Consider the following 17,997-nt stretch of genomic DNA (forward strand, 5'->3'; position numbering starts at 1 on the left):
TTGGTCTGGATTGTTGTGTGACGTCTATCCGGCGCAGGCTCTCCCGCAGGCCGCAGGCCACGCCCGTTTCGTCTGTGTTCCAGGCACTGGCGAGCTCGGCAGCGTGATGCGATCTGCGCAGGAAGAGCCGAGCAGGACCGCTTCATCCCCGAACGCCGCTTCGGGAACATTCGTGACATCGATGCGCAGATGTTCGAGATGGATGGGCGGCACGATGGGCGCACGCTGTCCCCTGACGAGCACCGAGGCCGAGGAATCGAGGTCGCGCGGCACGCCATGCCCCCAGCCGATCCCCAGCACCGCCATGCGCATGGCCGCGTGGTATCCCGGCAGGCCGGGAGGCGCCCCCATGCTGTCGTGGCACGTCTTGAGCGCGACGATACGCGCCTTGATCGCCGCCAGGGCCGGACGGGTGGGCAGGATGCGGCGTCCATCGCGAGAACGGGTCAATCCGAAGAGCAGTGCGCCGGGATCGACCGCATCCATGTCGAATTCCGGATGGTGAAGCAGGCTTTCGCTGCTTGAGACCATGATCGTTCCGGGAAGGCGGCCCTTTGCCCTCAGCTCTTCGAGAAGTGGCGTCAGGCGCGCAAGCTGCGCCGGTGCCGAGGAACCGGCGTCGCCGAATTCGTTGAGATGAGCATAAAGACCGTCGACGGCGACATTGCCTTCGGTGGCGCACAGATCCATCAGACCTGGGAGGTCGGAAGGAGCCACGCCGGCGCGCCAAAAACCCAGATCGACCTTCACGAAGACCTTGAGCGGCGTGCCGGTCGCAAGCCAGCCTGCCAGATCCTCTTCGCCGGAAATCGAAATCGTCAAATCGAGATTCCGGACAAGATCGACAGCGTTCGGACCAATGCCCGGATACACGAGGATGGGTTTTCCTGCCGCCGCTTTTCGTACGGCCAAAGCGTCGGCGATCGACACGACGCCGAAGGCATCGGCGCCCGCTTCGGACAAGACAGACGCGACCTTCTCCGCCCCGCATCCATAGGCGTCCTGTTTCAGGCAGGCGAAGACTTTTGTGTCGCTGCCGATTGCCGCCCGGATGGCGCGATAGTTGGAGGTGATGGCCGACAGGTCGATTTCGCGCCAGGCAGTTTCGCGGAACGGCAATGGGTCTCGACGGGGACTATTGTCCATGGGCCACCTGCTGCAGGGTGACCCGGCGCTTGTATGCCTTTGCCCGCGGCGCACCGTTCAACCAGACCTCCAGCACGTGGAAAAAGCCGGCCAGCAGGAGGGTCAGGCCTAGATAGAGCACGCCGGCGGCAATGAAGATCTCATAGGGTGCAAAGGTCTCTGAAACCAATTTTCGTGAAAGGCCGGTTATCTCCAGCAAGGTCACGGTGCTGGCGAGCGATGTCGCTTTCACGAGGCTGATAACCTCGTTGGCATAAGAGGGAAGCACGCTTCGAAAGGCGATCGGGAAGATGATCCGGCGCTTGATCTGCAACGGCGACATGCCCACCGCCTGCGCCGCCTCGATCATACCGATGGCCACGGCCTGGATGCCGCCGCGAAAAATCTCCGTCGTGTAAGCAGCGCCGTTCAGGGAAAAGGCCAGCAGGCAGCACCAGAAAGGATCACGCAGCAGGACCCACAGGACGCTCGACCGAATGGCGCCGATCTGACCGAGGCCGTAGTAGATGATGAAAAGCTGGACAAGCAGGGGCGTGCCGCGAAACACATAGGTATAGGCGAGCACAGGCCGTGAAAGCCACTTGCGAGACGATGCGCGCATGAAGGCCAGAGGTACGGCAAGGACGAGGCCTGCAAGCAGCGATGCGAATGTCAGAAGGAGCGTCAGCGGAATGCCGCTGGCAAGCGCGACCATGCTGGTGAGGAGGAGCGTGATGTCCATTACCTGGCGCCTCACCGTCCGGGAACGGCGAAACGCCGTTCGAGAAGATGGAAGATCACCAGCGCAAGACTGGTCAGCGCGAGATAGAGGGCCGATGCGGCGAGATAGAACGTCAGCGGCGCCCGTAGTGAGCCCGCGCCGATGGCGGCAACCCGCATGATATCGGTCAGCCCGACGATCGAGATCAGCGACGTTTCCTTGACCAGGGAGATCCACTGGTTGGCAAGTGCCGGCAGAGCGATGCGCAGCATCTGTGGAAGGATGACCAGCAGCCAGGTCTGCCACGGATGCAGCCCGAGCGAGCGGGCCGCCTCGATCTGTCCCGTCGGTATGCTGAGCACGGCTCCCCGGAAAATTTCCGCCGTATAGGCGCCGAAGACGACGGTGAGGGAAACGACCCCGGCGAGGAACGCGTTGACCTCGACATAGCGACCGAAGAAAGCGCTGATGGCGACCGTTCCGCCGAAATAGATCAGCAGGATGATGATGAGTTCGGGCACGCCGCGAATCATCGTCGTGTAGAAACCGACCAAGCGGCTTAGTACCCTCCACCGCGACAATCGCCCCGCCGCGGCAAGCAATCCGAGCGCCATGCCGAGCGCGCCGCTGACAAGCGCCAGCAGTACCGTCGTCTTCAGTCCGCTGACGAACTGCACGGCAAAACCGTCCATGCGCGAAGTCCTTCTATCGGTGTGAAGCGAGAAAGTTGCGAAGGTGGCTGGAGACGGGAGAGGAGAAGAATTCTTGCGGCGGACTTTCCTCTTCGATCAGCCCGCGGTGCATGAAGGCTGCCCGTGTCGATACCTCGCGCGCGAAAGCCATTTCGTGGGTGACGATCACCATGGTGCGCCCCTCTCCCGCCAGCGCTGCCATGACGCGCAGCACTTCGCCCACCAGTTCCGGGTCCAACGCCGAGGTCGGCTCGTCGAAGAGCAGCACGCGTGGCTCCATCGCCAGCGCGCGGGCAATCGCCACCCGCTGCTGCTGGCCGCCGGAGAGATGGCGCGGGTAGGCGTCCGCCTTGTCGGAGAGCCCGACCTTGGCGAGGTAGTGGCGTCCGAGATCGGCCGCTGCATCGCGCCGGATTCCCTTTACGAGGACGGGCCCTTCCGTGACATTCTCAAGCGCCGTCCTGTGAGGCCAGAGATTGAAGCTCTGGAACACCATGCCCATCGACGCTCGCACCCGCCGGACCTGACGATGGTCGGTGACGCTGGACTGGCCACCCCGCTGCGATGCAACTCGGATCGCCAGCTTCTCGCCGTGGATCCAAATGTCGCCGCGATCGGGAACTGTCAGGAGATTGAGGCACCGCAGAAGCGTGCTCTTGCCCGAGCCGCTGCTGCCAAGGATGGAGAGAATTTCGCCTGGCCGGACGTCGAGATCCACGCCACGCAGGACATCAATGCCGCCAAGCCGTTTTTCAACCCGCTCAGCACGGATACCGGGCGTCAGGGTCTGTTGGAACATCGGCTCGCTCGGCATCAGGCACTCCGCGCTGGAGACTGCGTGCCGCCGGTACGAGACATGGGAAATGCAGGACACGGCAAAGCCCTTGCTGCACGCATGGAGCGGCACCACCCTTTTGCTTTCGGTTGTCGATGTGCAGGAGCGCCCCATTGCTCCGGTGGCGCCAAGCGCCTTCGGAACGGCGTCTTGACCTCAAAATTGCCTGCGGGCCTCCAAAGGTCAATTTATAAGCCAAATTATTTTTCGATAAGCTCAGCTAATATGGTCCAACGTCATCTCAATGCGAACAACCGTCTCTGGCGCTGCGGAAGCAAATCGGCGTGGCGCAAACGGCATTCAGGTATAAGTTGATCTTTGTATGGGAAAGGCGGCAATCGGCAGCCGCACGGAAGCTTCATCATGGTCGAAATCTCGAAAACAGGCATCACACTTCGCCAGCTTCAGATCCTGCGCGAGGTCGTCAGGGCGGGCTCAGAGCGGGCTGCTGCCAAGGTGCTCGAAATCACCCAGCCGGCCGTCAGCCAGCAAATTCGGATATTGGAGGGCCTGCTCGGAGTGCAATTGTTCGTGCGTGACAAGGGGCGGCTTCTCCCGACTGCCCGACGATGACGCTTTTTCGCGATACCGACGCGACCTTCATTCAGATGGAGAGGATAGCCAAGACGGTCGCGTCCCTGAAGGGTGTCGACAGCGATACGATAAGCATCGCGGCACCGTACGTCTTCTCACTCCGACTTCTTCCGGACGCTTTCCACAAACTGAGCTCACACCTGCGGGTCGCGGGGATCGTTCTTAAGTCGGGCACCTACCCGGAAGTGGCGGACCATGTGCTGGATGGGCGCGCCGACCTCGGAATTGCGCGACTGCCTTTGGACGGCAATGTCTTCGACTGGTGCCCGGCGACGACCGCAACCAATGTTTACATCGTCCCGCGTGGCCACCGGTTCGCCCAAAAGGACATCATCAGGCCCGAAGACCTCGTCGGAGAGCCGCTTGTGGATGTCGAACCCCGGATGCAATCGCATCTCATGAATGAGAACGCCCTGCGATACATGGGGGCGGAACCGCATCTTGCGATACAGGTCGATGTCATTGGTCAAGAGGTCAGTTTCGTCGCCGCAGGTCTAGGCATTTCAAGCAGCAACACCTTTGCCGCCCGGCAATTTGCGTCTTTTCCAGTGGAAGTCCGCCCCTTTGAGCCAAGCGCCCTCTATCACTACGTCGTATTCTGGCAAAAAGGCCGACGGTTGAGCACGCTGCTTCAGGAGGCAGTGAATGTGCTCGTCGAGTGCGCGCAGGACGGGCCGGAACGTCCTGGTTTGTAAGTACGCAATATCCTGGGTTGCGAGGCGATAACGTCTTTGTCGTCAAGATCGCCACTGGCTTTTATGAGAACCCATCCATAAGCCTGCCCTCCTCGGGCGGCGTGCCTTCTTTGGTATCGGACATTCTGATCCGCTGCGAGCGGCAAGAGCGGCGACTGGGGGCCGTGATGGGATTCTAAGTCAGTCGTGCTCGGGTCGTGCGCGGCGTGGCCAGGAGCAGACTGGTTTCGCTGCCTGTTATGCCGGCTATGAGGCGGATGCGCCTCAGCACTGCATCGAAATCAGTCAGTGATGCGGTCCCGAGTTCGACAACCAGATCCCAGCGGCCATTGGTGGTATGGATGGTCGAGACTTCGGGGAAGCCGCCTAGTGCCCGCACCACGCGGTCGGCGGCATGGCCCTCAATCTCGATGAGCATGATGCCGCGGATGCGCTGATCGACGGCGTCGGCGCGCAGCACCACCGTGTAACCGATGATGTCGCCGGACCGTTCCAGCCGCTCCATGCGCGCCCTGACCGTGGCGCGCGAGACGCCAAGATCGATGGCGAGATCCGACACGCTGCGCCGCGCGTCATGTCGCAGCAAGGTCACCAGCCGTTCGTCAAGCGTATCCATCGGGCATTTCCATCGAGGTTACCATTTTGATCAGTTCTGCTGCCATTACGATAGAGAATGCTTTCCGGATTGCCAATTCTATCTATTCGTATCGCCGGCTCGCCATGATCTCCTCGCGGCTATCAGGATTTGGGCTGCGGGAAAAACAATGCGTTGCAAAATCGTCGGGGCACCGGTGCAGGACGGAGCCGGCAGAATGGGATGCGAAATGGGGCCGAGTGCGCTGAGGACCGCGGGCCTTGTTGAGGTGCTGTCCGGCCTCGGGCACGCTGTCGAGGATATGGGTGCCGTCCAGGCAATTCCGGCGAGGCGCGTCGTGCATGGCAATCTGGCGCTGAAGGCCCTGCCCGAAATATCGGCCTGGACATCCGCCATTGCCGCGGCCGCCTACGCGGCGAGCGAGGACGCCATGCCGATCTTTCTCGGCGGCGACCATTCGATCTCGGCCGGGACCGTGTCGGGCCTCGCCCGCCGCGCCGCCGAGGCTGGGCGTCCGCTATTCGTGCTGTGGCTCGATGCGCATCCGGATTTTCACACGCTCGACACCACCGCCAGCGGCAATCTGCATGGCGTGCCGCTGGCCTATGCCAGTGGCCAGCCGGGTTTCAGTGGCTATTTTCCGGATCTGCCGGCGGCGGTCGACCCCAAGCGTATCTGCACCATGGGTCTGCGCAGTGTGGACCCGGCCGAGCGCAGCGCGCTCAACCAGGCGGGCGTGACTGTGCATGACATGCGCGCCATCGACGAGCATGGCATCGCGCCGCTGCTGCGCGCCTTCCTGGCGCGCGTGTCGGCCGAGGACGGGCTGCTGCATGTCAGTCTCGACGTCGACTTCCTCGATCCGTCGATTGCGCCTGCAGTCGGCACGACAGTTCCCGGCGGCGCGACGTTCCGCGAGGCGCACCTGGTGATGGAGATGCTGTCCGACAGCGGCCTCGTCTCCAGTCTGGACCTTGTCGAGTTGAACCCCTTTCTGGACGAGCGCGGCCGCACCGCGACGCTGATGGTCGACCTGACGGCGAGCCTGATGGGCCGCCGCATCATGGACCGCCCCACCCGCAGCCATTCCGGGAGCTTTTGATCATGACCGCGGCAAAGCTGAACATCGTCCCCTTCGTCAGCGTCGACCGTATGATGAAGCTGGTCATCGCCATCGGTATCGAGCGCTTCCTGACTGAGCTCGCCAGCTATATCGAGGAAGACTTCCGTCGCTGGGAACTTTTCGACAAGACGCCACGCATCGCCTCGCACAGCCATGACGGCGTCATCGAGCTGATGCCGACAAGCGATGGGCGCCTCTACGGCTTCAAATATGTCAACGGCCATCCCAAGAACATGCGTCAGGGTCTGCAGACGGTCACCGCCTTCGGCGTGCTCGCCGATGTCGGCAGCGGCTACCCGATGCTGCTCACCGAAATGACCATCCTGACCGCGCTACGCACCGCCGCAACGTCCGCTGTCGCCGCCAAATATCTGGCGCCGAGCGGCGCGCGCACCATGGCCATCATCGGCAATGGTGCGCAGTCGGAATTCCAGGCGATCGCCTTCAAGGCGCTGACCGGCGTCGATCGGCTCAGGCTCTACGACATCGATCGTTCCGCCTCGCGGAAATGCGCGAAGAACCTGGCTGGCATAGGATTTGACATCACCATCTGCGAAACCGCGCAGGAAGCGGTTGAAGGTGCAGGGATCATCACGACCGTCACCGCCGACAAGCAGTGCGCCACGATTCTCACCGACAACATGGTCGGCTCCGGCGTCCACATCAACGCCGTCGGCGGCGACTGCCCCGGCAAGACCGAACTGCACAAGGACATTCTGCTGCGCTCCGACATTTTCGTCGAGTTTCCGCCACAGACACGCGTCGAGGGCGAGATCCAGCAGCTGGATCCCAACCATCGGGTGACCGAGCTCTGGGAAGTGATCGCCGGCAAGGCGCAAGGGCGCCGAGACGCCAAGCAGATCACGCTGTTCGATTCAGTCGGCTTCGCCATCGAGGATTTTTCAGCGCTGCGCTATGTACGCGACCAGCTGCAAGCGACTGGCCTCTACGAAGAGCTCGACCTGCTTGCCGATCCCGATGAACCACGCGACCTCTATGGCATGCTGCTCGAGAGCGGCCTTACAGCCGGCGGCATAACCAGGCTCGCTCAAACGCTTGGAGGGGCCTGAATCATTCCCACTCGATCGTTTCCAGCCCAGCTAGGTCATTGATCTATCTGGATTTTTCTCGCTTGCCGCGCCGAAAGCCGACGCGCCATCCGTCAAAAAGTTACGCTTTTGATTTTAAAGGGAAAATCGACGCAAAAAATATTTTGAGGTCTCACCAACTATCGGGACCAATCGGACGATTTTGCACCCTTGCGGTGTTCCACGGCGCCGGCTCGAAAAGCACCGTCAGCGCCCCCATCGTCAGCATGTCAACGCCTACGCCCTGACGGAGCGGGTCTTATGTTGATGGACGTCAGGCCCCGGCGCGTGCCAGTTACAGGCCTGACATCGAAACCCGGGCATCGCCAATCGATTGGCGGTACCCGTTATTTCTGGCGAAACGCGGAATGGAACGACACAACCAGCGGGCCAAGAATGTAGTCGAGTGCCGTGCGTTCCTCGGTAACGATCATGACTGACGCCGGCATGCCCGGATAGAGGACAATCTGTGGGGCCGCGGCCAATTCCACCGGGTCGACCGCCACGTCGGCAAGATAGTAAGGAAACCCTGTCTTGCTGTCGGTGATTCGATCCGCCGAAATGCGGGTGACGCGTCCATGGATTATGGGTATCGAACGCTGCTTGTAGGATGTGAAACGAACTTCGGCGGCCATATCGGGTCGCAGGTTTGATATATCCTCGACGCGAACCTGAGCCTGGACGATCAGTGAATTCTCGGTCGGCACGATGTCGAGGATGGTCTGGCCCGGCGCCACGATCGCACCGATCGAGAAGACACTGAGATCCATCACCTGGCCATCATAAGGCGCGCGCACTTCGGCCCGGTCCACGGCAGCCTGGGCGGCAAACATCTTGGGCACGAGGTCGGCAAGGCTCGATTGCGTATCGATCAGCATGGCCGACAGTTTGGCCCGGCGCTCATTGGTCAATTGCGCGATCTGGCTCTCGAGTTCGGCTTTGCTCTGTTGGCTGCCGCCGATTGCGCCGAGATTCTCGTCGATCAGGCCCTGCAGATCCGAGGCGGACCTTTCCAGTTCCAGGATGCGCGGGCGGGTCGTCAGTCCAGCTGTGAGCAGCTTCGACAGGCTGGCCTTCTCGTTAATCGTCGATTGCAGCTGGGCCTGGTAGGATTCGACCCGAGACTGCTTGCCCTGGATCTGCTCCTCGAGCTCGGCAATGCGCCGCTCTAGGATCTGCTTGGCGCCGGCCATCGAGGCACGCTGGCTTTCCAGATCGGCGATCTGGTTTGCCATTGCATCCTTGAGATAGTCCTCGTGCCCTTTGAGAATGTCCTTCGGAAAGGCAACAGCCTCGCTGCCATCCAGTTCAGCCCGGATCCTGGCGTCGGTTGCGCGCAACAATGCATATTGCTGGGCATAGAGGTTGAACTCGGACCGAATCCTGGTGTCGTCCAGTTTCAACATGATGTCGCCCTTCCTGACGACGTCGCCATCCTTGACACGGATCTCCTTCACCGTACCACCGTCGAAGTGCTGGACGCTTTTTCGATTGCCTTCCACCTTGACGATGGCGTCGGCGAGCACGGCGCCATTCAGCGGGGCAAAGGCCGCCCAGCCACCGAAAATGCCGAAAAAAGCCAATATAATCAGCAGGCCGATATAGGCCGGCAGCCGAATCGAATCCGGGGCCAGGATACCGGCCTCGCCGGGCAGGCTTTGGTAGGTGAGGACGCCGTCGCTCATCGATCTCTCCGGCCACAGCTCATTGGGTCGCCACCGCGATTGGGGCCGCGCGCTGGTTGAGCAGCGCCACGATCTCGTTTCTCATCCCGAAGGCCTCAACGGCGCCATCGCGCAACAGAAGGATCTTGTCGACATTCGCCAAGGTAGAGGGCCGGTGCGAGACGATGATCACCGTGCTGCCGCGGCGCTTCAGCTCAATTGCGCAGTCGCTCAGCGCGCGATCGCCATCGGCGTCGAGATTGGAGCTCGGCTCGTCGAGAATGATCAGTTTCGGCATTCCGAACACCGCCCGGGCAAGAGCGATCCGTTGCCGGTATCCTCCTGAAAGAACTGCGCCGCCTTCGCCGATCTGGGTCTCGTAACCTTGCGGCAGGCGAATGATCATCTCATGCACGCCGGCGAGCCGCGCGGCGTCGATCACCTCCTGGTCGACACTGGTCTTGAAGCGGCCGATGTTGGCAGCGACCGTATCGGAGAAGAGTTCGATATCCTGCGGCAGGTAGCCGATGTGGTCGCCGAGCGCGTCGTGCCCCCATTGCGACAGGTCGGCCCCATCCAGCCTGACGGTGCCGCGGCTGGGCTGCATGACGCCCGCGAGATGACGCGCCAGCGTCGACTTGCCGGCGCCGGAAGGGCCGACGATTCCCAGCGCCTCGCCTGCGTCCAGCCGGAATGATACGTCCCGGAGAAGCACTTTCTGCTGGCTGGCGATCGCAAAGCTGACCTGCTCGACCGAAATCTTGCCGCTGGGCTTCGGCAGGTTGAACGATCTTTCGTCCCGCGCGCTCCCGTCGACCAGCTTCTCGACCCTTGCCAACGCCGCCCGCGCCAGGAGCAGGCTGCGCCAGAGGCCGACGATCTGTTCCACAGGCTGCAGCCCCGGCCGAGCAAGAGGCTCGCCGCGAACATGGTGCCGCCGGTGATCTGCCGTTCTATCACCAGATAGGCACCGAGGCCGAGGATCAGCGACTGCATGGTGAGCCGCAGGAACCGGATAAGGCCCGACATCAAAGCGGCACGGTCGCTTGCCTCCGCCTGGCGCCGCAGCGCCAGGTTGCGGTCGCGCCCCCAGCGGCGGATGAGACCGTCGATCATCCCCATGGCGCGAACGACTTCCGCGTTCCTGAGGCTCATCTCGGTAAAGTTATAATTGTTCGTCGCCAGCTCGTTTGCCTGCTTCAGCGGCGAGCGCACGAGATACTCGTTGAGCACCGCCATGGCGATCAAGAGCAATGAGCAGCCCAATGCGAAGAAGCCGAGCCACGGATGCAGCACGAAGATGATGCCGATGTAGATGGGCGACCATGGCAGGTCAAACAGGGCGTGGATGCCGCTGCCGGTGATGACCTGCCTGAACGTGTCGAAGTCGCGGATAGGCTGGCTCGGCGAGGAGCCAGGCGATGGGGTCTCGACCGACGCGGCGAGGATCCTTGCCGACAGCAGCCGGTCGAGCCGCGCGCTGGCACGCGTCAGAATCCAGGCGCGCACCAAATCGAGGCCGGCCAGCGAAAGGAAGGCCGCAAGCAATACCAGGGTCAGCATCACCAACGTGGTTTCGCTGCCGCTGGTGACCACTCGGTCGTAAATCTGCAGCATATAGAGTGGCGAGGCGAGGTAGAGCAGATTGATCGCCAGGCTGAATGCTGCCACAACCAGGAAATAGCGGCGGCATGCCCGAAGCGCATCCTTCACAATTCTAGGCTTTCTATCCAATTTCAGAACCCCCACTCGATACTCGTCAGGCCAGGCGAGCCGCCGCTGCCGGCGGCTCTTTTCACTCACATCACCAAGTCGCTTGAAACCGCCCCGCTGCCGATGCCTGTCAGCGTGAATTCCGCCGGATTATACGAAACGACCGTGTGGCCCTGGCCGTCATCGGCAAGCTTGAAGCCGTTCGCATCATAGGCGCCCAACAGATGCAACGCGGTGCCGTGGGTGCCATCCGAAACAGTCAGAGTTCCGCCACTGCCATCCTGATTTGCCTGATAGACGGCCGCCGTTCCCGCACCGAAGAGGATATCGGCGAGGTCCAGCCTGTCATCATTGGTGATGCCGCCGATCCGTCCGCTGTAGTCGAAGGAATCGTTGAGTTGCAGCGTACCGGCAGCATCGTGCCCGAAGGTGACGTCCGTCGACGAGGCGCCGTCAAACTCAAGCTTCGACAAATTACCGATCGTGGCATCGCCGGTGCCGGTGACCTGGCCGTGGATAACGATGTCGCCGCCATTGGCCCACAGCATGCCTGAATTCGCCAGGCCGCCGGTGATCGTCAGACCGCCGGAACCCATTGCTTCCAGCGTCCCGGAGTTGGTGACGACACTGCCTCCGGTATCGATGACCAGGGCATTCGAGCCGGAGGCGATAATGGTGCCCCTGTTGTCGAGGCTGAGCATGCCGCCGCCCAACTGGCCGGCGCCGGAGATCGTATTGTCGACATTGACCAGAGTGACGTCCGGCGCGGTGCCGGAGATGATGTTGGCGGCGCTGTCGGAGAGCAGGATCTGCCCCCCGCCCTGCAAGGTCACGCCGTGCTGGATGACCTGAAGCAGCGTGTCGCTACCGGTCGAGTCGAGCGAGATGAGGCCGCTGTTGTTGATTATGCCGCTCAGCGGCAGCAGGGCGCCGTCGCCGATCGTCATGGTGCCTGAATTGTTGACCACCGGCGTCTGGTCGAAGACGAAATTGCTTCCAGTCAGCGCGTTCGAATGTACGCCGTCCAGCGTGATGGACTGTCCGTCGCCGAGCGTTATCACCGCATTGCCGTTGGCATCGTCGGCGATATGCGTCTGGAGGTCGGCAAAGTCGGCCAATCCGTTGTAGCCGATGAGATCGATCTGATCGGCCGCCGCATCGAAATTGTGCACCGTGTCAGCGCCGATCGGTTGCGAGAAGACGAAGAGATCGTTGCCGTGGGAGCCGGTGAGCACGTCGTCACCTGACCAGGCAAAGATCGGCGAACCCGGCACGTAGGCCTCGACATTGTCGGCAATCGACGCAGTGCCCACAGTGCCGTCGGCGTTGATCCAGGTCATCTGGACATCGAGCACGGCTGCCCCGGTGAATTCGGGCGGCGTGGTGACTGTCAGTCCGTGCAAGTCGTTGGTCTGTGTGGTCCAGCTTCCGTCGGCATTATGGGTCGCGCCGTCAATGGTCCAGCCCGAAGGCACGTCCTTCACCGTGACGGTGATGAGTGCACCTTCATGCGATGGATCGGTCAGGGCAAGGTTGATGGGCTCGCCGGACGTGCCGGCGGGTTTGAGGCCGCCTTGGGTCGCGGCTGCGTTCGTATGACCTGCATTATCCGAGAATGCTCCGGCATCGATATTAAGGGTGTAGGACGATCCATTGTTGCTTCCAGCGCCTTTGTCGACGAGGAATGTATACTGAGTGTGGGCTGCGTTGAAGCTTCCCGACCCTGCGATCACGCTGACATTTGGCAGGCCAGATACATGCATCACGTCAGATAGATTGGCAAAATTCGTATGGACGGCCGTAGTAAACGTTATGGTGACAGTGCTTGGCTCAGAGTTATTCCCCTGTTTGCCGTCTGCCACCAAGGTAATCAGCCCAGGAGTAACTTCGTCCGTGCCGAAGACCGTCACAGCCAGGTTGGCCGATGCTGTCCCGCCATGCCCGTCCGAAACAGTATAGGTGAAGCTGTCCGTCACAGTCTGGCCCGCCGCCAGAGCCTGCACATTGGCTTGGGCGTTCGCCAGCGTATAGGTATAGGCGCCGGTCGCCTTCGTGATGACCACGGTGCCATAGGTTCCGGTCTTGGTGAATGTGGTGCCGTTGTCGATGCCGCCCGAGAGCGCGGATACAGCCAGTGTATCGGCATCCGGATCGGTATCGGCATGGTCCGAGAACGTTCCCGACGGTGCACCGGCATGCGCGAGTGTCTGAAGCACGTTGCCAGTTGCGCTTGTGTTGGTGTCTTCCTTCGCCCAATTGGTATCAGCGACAGCGACTGGTGCGCCGTTGTCATTGGTGCCATTGACGGTGATGGTCAGGTTGGCGGTCGACGAGCCGCCATGGTTGTCGGCATTGGTGTAGGTGAAGACGTCGGTGACGCTGGCGCCCTCGGCCAGTGCCTGCACCGAGGCCTTGGAGTTGTCGAGCGTATAGGTGTAGGTGCCGTTGCTGTTGAGGTGCAGCGTGCCGTAGGTGCCGAGCAAGTCGGCGCCGACATTGCCGGCCGAACCGTTGACAGCACTAACCGTGTGGGTATCGCCCGTGTCGACGTCGGTGTCGTTGGTCAGCACATTGCCGCTGACCGGATTGGGCGCGGTGTCCTCTTTCACCGAATTGGTGTCGGCAACCGCGATCGGGCCGTCATTGGTGCCATTGACGGTGATGGTCAGGCTGGAGTTCGATGAGCCGCCATGATTGTCGGCGTTGGTGTAGCTGAAGACGTCGGTGACGCTGGCACCCTCGGCCAGTGCTTGCACCGAGGCCTTGGAGTTGTCGAGCGTGTAGGTGTAGGTGCCGTTGCTGTTGAGGTGCAGCGTGCCATAGGTGCCGGCAATGTCGGCGCCGACATTGCCACCCGACCCGTTGACGGCGGTGACGCTGTGGGTATCGCCCGTGTCGACATCGGTGTCGTTGGTCAGCACATTGCCGCTGACCGGATTGGGCGCGGTGTCCTCTTTCACCGAATTGGTGTCGGCAACCGCGATCGGGCCGTCATTGGTGCCATTGACGGTGATGGTCAGGCTGGAGCTCGACGAGCCGCCATGGTTGTCGGCGTTGGTGTAGGTGAAGACGTCGGTGACGCTGGCGCCCTCGGCCAGTGCCTGCACCGAGGCCTTGGAGTTGTCGAGCGTGTAGGTGTAGGTGCCGTTGCTGTTGAGGTGCAGCGTGCCATAGGTGCCGAGCAAGTCGGCGCCGACATTGCCACCCGACCCGTTGACGGCGGTGACGCTGTGGGTATCGCCCGTGTCGACATCGGTGTCGTTGGTCAGCACATTGCCGCTGACCGGATTGGGCGCGGTGTCCTCTTTCACCGAATTGGTGTCGGCAACCGCGATCGGGCCGTCATTGGTGCCATTGACGGTGATGGTCAGGCTGGAGTTCGATGAGCCGCCATGATTGTCGGCGTTGGTGTAGCTGAAGACGTCGGTGACGCTGGCACCCTCGGCCAGTGCCTGCACCGAGGCCTTGGAGTTGTCGAGCGTGTAGGTGTAGGTGCCGTTGCTGTTGAGGTGCAGCGTGCCATAGGTGCCGGCAATGTCGGCGCCGACATTGCCACCCGACCCGTTGACGGCGGTGACGCTGTGGGTATCGCCCGTGTCGACATCGGTGTCGTTGGTCAGCACATTGCCGCTGACCGGATTGGGCGCGGTGTCCTCTTTCACCGAATTGGTGTCGGCAACCGCGATCGGGCCGTCATTGGTGCCATTGACGGTGATGGTCAGGCTGGAGTTCGATGAGCCGCCATGATTGTCGGCGTTGGTGTAGCTGAAGACGTCGGTGACGCTGGCACCCTCGGCCAACGCCTGCACCGAGGCCTTGGAGTTGTCGAGCGTGTAGGTGTAGGTGCCGTTGCTGTTGAGGTGCAGCGTGCCATAGGTGCCGGCAATGTCGGCGCCGACATTGCCACCCGACCCGTTGACGGCGGTGACGCTGTGGGTATCGCCCGTGTCGACATCGGTGTCGTTGGTCAGCACATTGCCGCTGACCGGATTGGGCGCGGTGTCCTCTTTCACCGAATTGGTGTCGGCAACCGCGATCGGGCCGTCATTGGTGCCATTGACGGTGATGGTCAGGCTGGAGCTCGACGAGCCGCCATGGTTGTCGGCGTTGGTGTAGCTGAAGACGTCGGTGACGCTGGCGCCCTCGGCCAGTGCCTGCACCGAGGCCTTGGAGTTGTCGAGCGTGTAGGTGTAGGTGCCGTTGCTGTTGAGGTGCAGCGTGCCGTAGGTGCCGAGCAAGTCGGCGCCGACATTGCCACCCGACCCGTTGACGGCGGTGACGCTGTGGGTATCGCCCGTGTCGACATCGGTGTCGTTGGTCAGCACATTGCCGCTGACCGGATTGGGCGCGGTGTCCTCTTTCACCGAATTGGTGTCGGCAACCGCGATCGGGCCGTCATTGGTGCCATTGACGGTGATGGTCAGGCTGGAGTTCGATGAGCCGCCATGATTGTCGGCATTGGTGTAGGTGAAGACGTCGGTGACGCTGGTGCCCTCGGCCAGTGCCTGCACCGAGGCCTTGGAGTTGTCGAGCGTGTAGGTGTAGGTACCGTTGCTGTTGAGGTGCAGCGTGCCGTAGGTGCCGAGCAAGTCGGCGCCGACATTGCCGGCCGAACCGTTGACAGCACTAACCGTGTGGGTATCGCCCGTGTCGACATCGGTGTCGTTGGTCAGCACATTGCCGCTGACCGGATTGGGCGCGGTGTCCTCTTTACTGAATTGGTGTCGGCAACCGCGACCGGGCCGTCATTGGTGCCATTGACGGTGATGGTCAGGCTGGAGCTCGACGAGCCGCCATGGTTGTCGGCGTTGGTGTAGGTGAAGACGTCGGTGACGCTGGCGCCCTCGGCCAGTGCCTGCACCGAGGCCTTGGAGTTGTCGAGCGTGTAGGTGTAGGTGCCGTTGCTGTTGAGGTGCAGCGTGCCGTAGGTGCCGAGCAAGTCGGCGCCGACATTGCCACCCGACCCGTTGACGGCGGTGACGCTGTGGGTATCGCCCGTGTCGACATCGGTGTCGTTGGTCAGCACATTGCCGCTGACCGGATTGGGCGCGGTGTCCTCTTTCACCGAATTGGTGTCGGCAACCGCGATCGGGCCGTCATTGGTGCCATTGACGGTGATGGTCAGGCTGGAGTTCGATGAGCCGCCATGATTGTCGGCATTGGTGTAGGTGAAGACGTCGGTGACGCTGGTGCCCTCGGCCAGTGCCTGCACCGAGGCCTTGGAGTTGTCGAGCGTGTAGGTGTAGGTACCGTTGCTGTTGAGGTGCAGCGTGCCGTAGGTGCCGAGCAAGTCGGCGCCGACATTGCCGGCCGAACCGTTGACAGCACTAACCGTGTGGGTATCGCCAGTGTCGACATCGGTGTCGTTGGTCAGCACATTGCCGCTGACCGGATTGGGCGCGGTGTCCTCTTTTACTGAATTGGTGTCGGCAACCGCGACCGGGCCGTCATTGGTGCCGTTGATGGTGATGGTGACGTCCTGCGTGGTGGTGGCGCCAAAATCGTCGGTGACGGTGACCGTGAAGGTGTCGGTGTGGCTCTCGCCCTGGGCGAGGTTCTGGTGGGCGGCATTGTCGAGTGTGTAGGTCCAGGCGCCGGTGGCGGGATCGATGACGAAGGAGCCATAGCTGCCGGTGTTGTCGCCCGAATAGGTCTGGTGGTCGCCATTGTCGACGTCGGAGGCCTGGACCTGGCCGGTCGCCGTCAGCTGCGTGTCTTCCGTGACCGAGCCGGTCTGGACGCCGGAGGTGATCACCGGGCCGTCATTGGTGCCGTTGATGGTGATGGTGACGTCCTGCGTGGTGGTGGCGCCAAAATCGTCGGTGACGGTGACCGTGAAGGTGTCGGTGTGGCTCTCGCCCTGGGCGAGGTTCTGGTGGGCGGCATTGTCGAGCGTGTAGGTCCAGGCGCCGGTGGCGGGATCGATGACGAAGGAGCCATAGCTGCCGGTGGTGTCGCCCGAATAGGTCTGGTGGTCGCCATTGTCGACGTCGGAGGCCTGGACCTGGCCGGTCGCCGTCAGCTGCGTGTCTTCCGTGACCGAGCCGGTCTGGACGCCGGAGGTGATCACCGGGCCGTCATTGGTGCCGTTGATGGTGATGGTGACGTCCTGCGTGGTGGTGGCGCCAAAATCGTCGGTGACGGTGACCGTGAAGGTGTCGGTGTGGCTCTCGCCCTGGGCAAGGTTCTGGTGGGCGGCATTGTCGAGTGTGTAGGTCCAGGCGCCGGTGGCGGGATCGATGACGAAGGAGCCATAGCTGCCGGTGGTGTCGCCCGAATAGGTCTGGTGGTCGCCATTGTCGACGTCGGAGGCCTGGACCTGGCCGGTCGCCGTCAGCTGCGTGTCTTCCGTGACCGAGCCGGTCTGGACGCCGGAGGTGATCACCGGGCCGTCATTGGTGCCGTTGATGGTGATGGTGACGTCCTGCGTGGTGGTGGCGCCAAAATCGTCGGTGACGGTGACCGTGAAGGTGTCGGTGTGGCTCTCGCCCTGGGCGAGGTTCTGGTGGGCGGCATTGTCGAGCGTGTAGGTCCAGGCGCCGGTGGCGGGATCGATGACGAAGGAGCCATAGCTGCCGGTGGTGTCGCCCGAATAGGTCTGGTGGTCGCCATTGTCGACGTCGGAGGCCTGGACCTGGCCGGTCGCCGTCAGCTGCGTGTCTTCCGTGACCGAGCCGGTCTGGACGCCGGAGGTGATCACCGGGCCGTCATTGGTGCCGTTGATGGTGATGGTGACGTCCTGCGTGGTGGTGGCGCCAAAATCGTCGGTGACGGTGACCGTGAAGGTGTCGGTGTGGCTCTCGCCCTGGGCAAGGTTCTGGTGGGCGGCATTGTCGAGTGTGTAGATCCAGGCGCCGGTGGCGGGATCGATGACGAAGGAGCCATAGCTGCCGGTGTTGTCGCCCGAATAGGTCTGGTGGTCGCCATTGTCGACGTCGGAGGCCTGGACCTGGCCGGTCGCCGTCAGCTGCGTGTCTTCCGTGACCGAGCCGGTCTGGACGCCGGAGGTGATCACCGGGCCGTCATTGGTGCCGTTGATGGTGATGGTGACGTCCTGCGTGGTGGTGGCGCCAAAATCGTCGGTGACGGTGACCGTGAAGGTGTCGGTGTGGCTCTCGCCCTGGGCGAGGTTCTGGTGGGCGGCATTGTCGA

General features: G+C 62.2%; 12 protein-coding genes and 2 pseudogenes. 4 read left to right on the forward strand and 10 right to left on the reverse strand.

Annotated elements, in window-relative coordinates; translation table 11 throughout:
* Window positions 1-24 precede the first annotated feature (24 nt).
* From alr to AC0V8S_RS32850, 4 genes are read right to left on the reverse strand one after another with little or no spacing between them, the layout of a single operon-like run.
* Entirely contained in the window at window positions 25-1,146 is a 1,122-nt protein-coding gene (gene alr / locus AC0V8S_RS32835; RefSeq protein ID WP_475435697.1) for an alanine racemase, read from the reverse strand.
* A complete protein-coding gene (locus tag AC0V8S_RS32840) occupies window positions 1,136-1,867 on the reverse strand; it encodes an ABC transporter permease (protein WP_475435699.1) in 732 nt (243 codons plus the stop codon). The genes alr and AC0V8S_RS32840 overlap by 11 nt, the downstream gene beginning before the upstream one ends.
* Before the next feature lie 11 nt (window positions 1,868-1,878).
* Window positions 1,879-2,538 carry an ABC transporter permease gene (locus tag AC0V8S_RS32845; protein WP_475435701.1) on the reverse strand — a complete coding sequence of 220 codons (660 nt, stop codon included), beginning with the start codon at window positions 2,536-2,538 and terminating at the stop codon, window positions 1,879-1,881.
* Between the two features lie 13 nt (window positions 2,539-2,551).
* Complete coding sequence (locus AC0V8S_RS32850) at window positions 2,552-3,352, reverse strand: ATP-binding cassette domain-containing protein (RefSeq protein ID WP_475438742.1); 801 nt, start codon at window positions 3,350-3,352, stop codon at window positions 2,552-2,554.
* Between the two features lie 384 nt (window positions 3,353-3,736).
* Here AC0V8S_RS32850 and AC0V8S_RS32855 point away from each other — a divergent pair, with 384 nt between their 5' ends.
* A complete protein-coding gene (locus AC0V8S_RS32855; protein ID WP_475435702.1) occupies window positions 3,737-3,946 on the forward strand; it encodes a helix-turn-helix domain-containing protein in 210 nt (69 codons plus the stop codon).
* On the forward strand, window positions 3,943-4,662 hold the full coding sequence (locus AC0V8S_RS32860) for a LysR substrate-binding domain-containing protein (RefSeq protein ID WP_475435703.1): 720 nt from the start codon (window positions 3,943-3,945) through the stop codon (window positions 4,660-4,662). The genes AC0V8S_RS32855 and AC0V8S_RS32860 overlap by 4 nt, the downstream gene beginning before the upstream one ends.
* Before the next feature lie 175 nt (window positions 4,663-4,837).
* Here AC0V8S_RS32860 and AC0V8S_RS32865 read toward each other — a convergent pair whose 3' ends face one another.
* A complete protein-coding gene (locus AC0V8S_RS32865; protein ID WP_095197976.1) occupies window positions 4,838-5,278 on the reverse strand; it encodes an Lrp/AsnC family transcriptional regulator in 441 nt (146 codons plus the stop codon).
* Between the two features lie 148 nt (window positions 5,279-5,426).
* Here AC0V8S_RS32865 and rocF point away from each other — a divergent pair, with 148 nt between their 5' ends.
* Together rocF and AC0V8S_RS32875 are read left to right on the forward strand one after the other, a co-directional pair.
* Window positions 5,427-6,359, forward strand: coding sequence for an arginase (gene rocF, locus AC0V8S_RS32870; protein WP_095197977.1), 933 nt, complete (start codon window positions 5,427-5,429; stop codon window positions 6,357-6,359).
* Window positions 6,360-6,361: 2 nt separating this feature from the next.
* Complete coding sequence (locus tag AC0V8S_RS32875; protein WP_475435706.1) at window positions 6,362-7,450, forward strand: ornithine cyclodeaminase; 1,089 nt, start codon at window positions 6,362-6,364, stop codon at window positions 7,448-7,450.
* A gap of 365 nt (window positions 7,451-7,815) precedes the next feature.
* Here the strand turns inward: AC0V8S_RS32875 and AC0V8S_RS32880 are convergent, their stop codons facing one another.
* The 5 genes and pseudogenes from AC0V8S_RS32880 to AC0V8S_RS32900 form a co-directional block, all read right to left on the reverse strand.
* Window positions 7,816-9,153: an HlyD family type I secretion periplasmic adaptor subunit gene (locus AC0V8S_RS32880; protein ID WP_183456698.1), complete on the reverse strand. Its 1,338-nt coding sequence runs from the start codon at window positions 9,151-9,153 to the stop codon at window positions 7,816-7,818.
* A 19-nt stretch (window positions 9,154-9,172) separates the two neighbouring features.
* Window positions 9,173-10,866: pseudogene (locus AC0V8S_RS32885) on the reverse strand (type I secretion system permease/ATPase).
* 65 nt (window positions 10,867-10,931) lie between these two features.
* Complete coding sequence (locus AC0V8S_RS32890; RefSeq protein ID WP_475435708.1) at window positions 10,932-15,521, reverse strand: VCBS domain-containing protein; 4,590 nt, start codon at window positions 15,519-15,521, stop codon at window positions 10,932-10,934.
* Window positions 15,515-17,860 carry a beta strand repeat-containing protein gene (locus AC0V8S_RS32895; RefSeq protein WP_475435710.1) on the reverse strand — a complete coding sequence of 782 codons (2,346 nt, stop codon included), beginning with the start codon at window positions 17,858-17,860 and terminating at the stop codon, window positions 15,515-15,517. The genes AC0V8S_RS32890 and AC0V8S_RS32895 overlap by 7 nt, the downstream gene beginning before the upstream one ends.
* Window positions 17,861-17,872: 12 nt before the next feature.
* Window positions 17,873-17,968 (reverse strand): annotated as a pseudogene (locus AC0V8S_RS32900) (VCBS domain-containing protein); the annotation flags it as partial.
* Between the last annotated feature and the right edge of the window lie 29 nt (window positions 17,969-17,997).

This window comes from Mesorhizobium oxytropidicola, assembly GCF_056174625.1.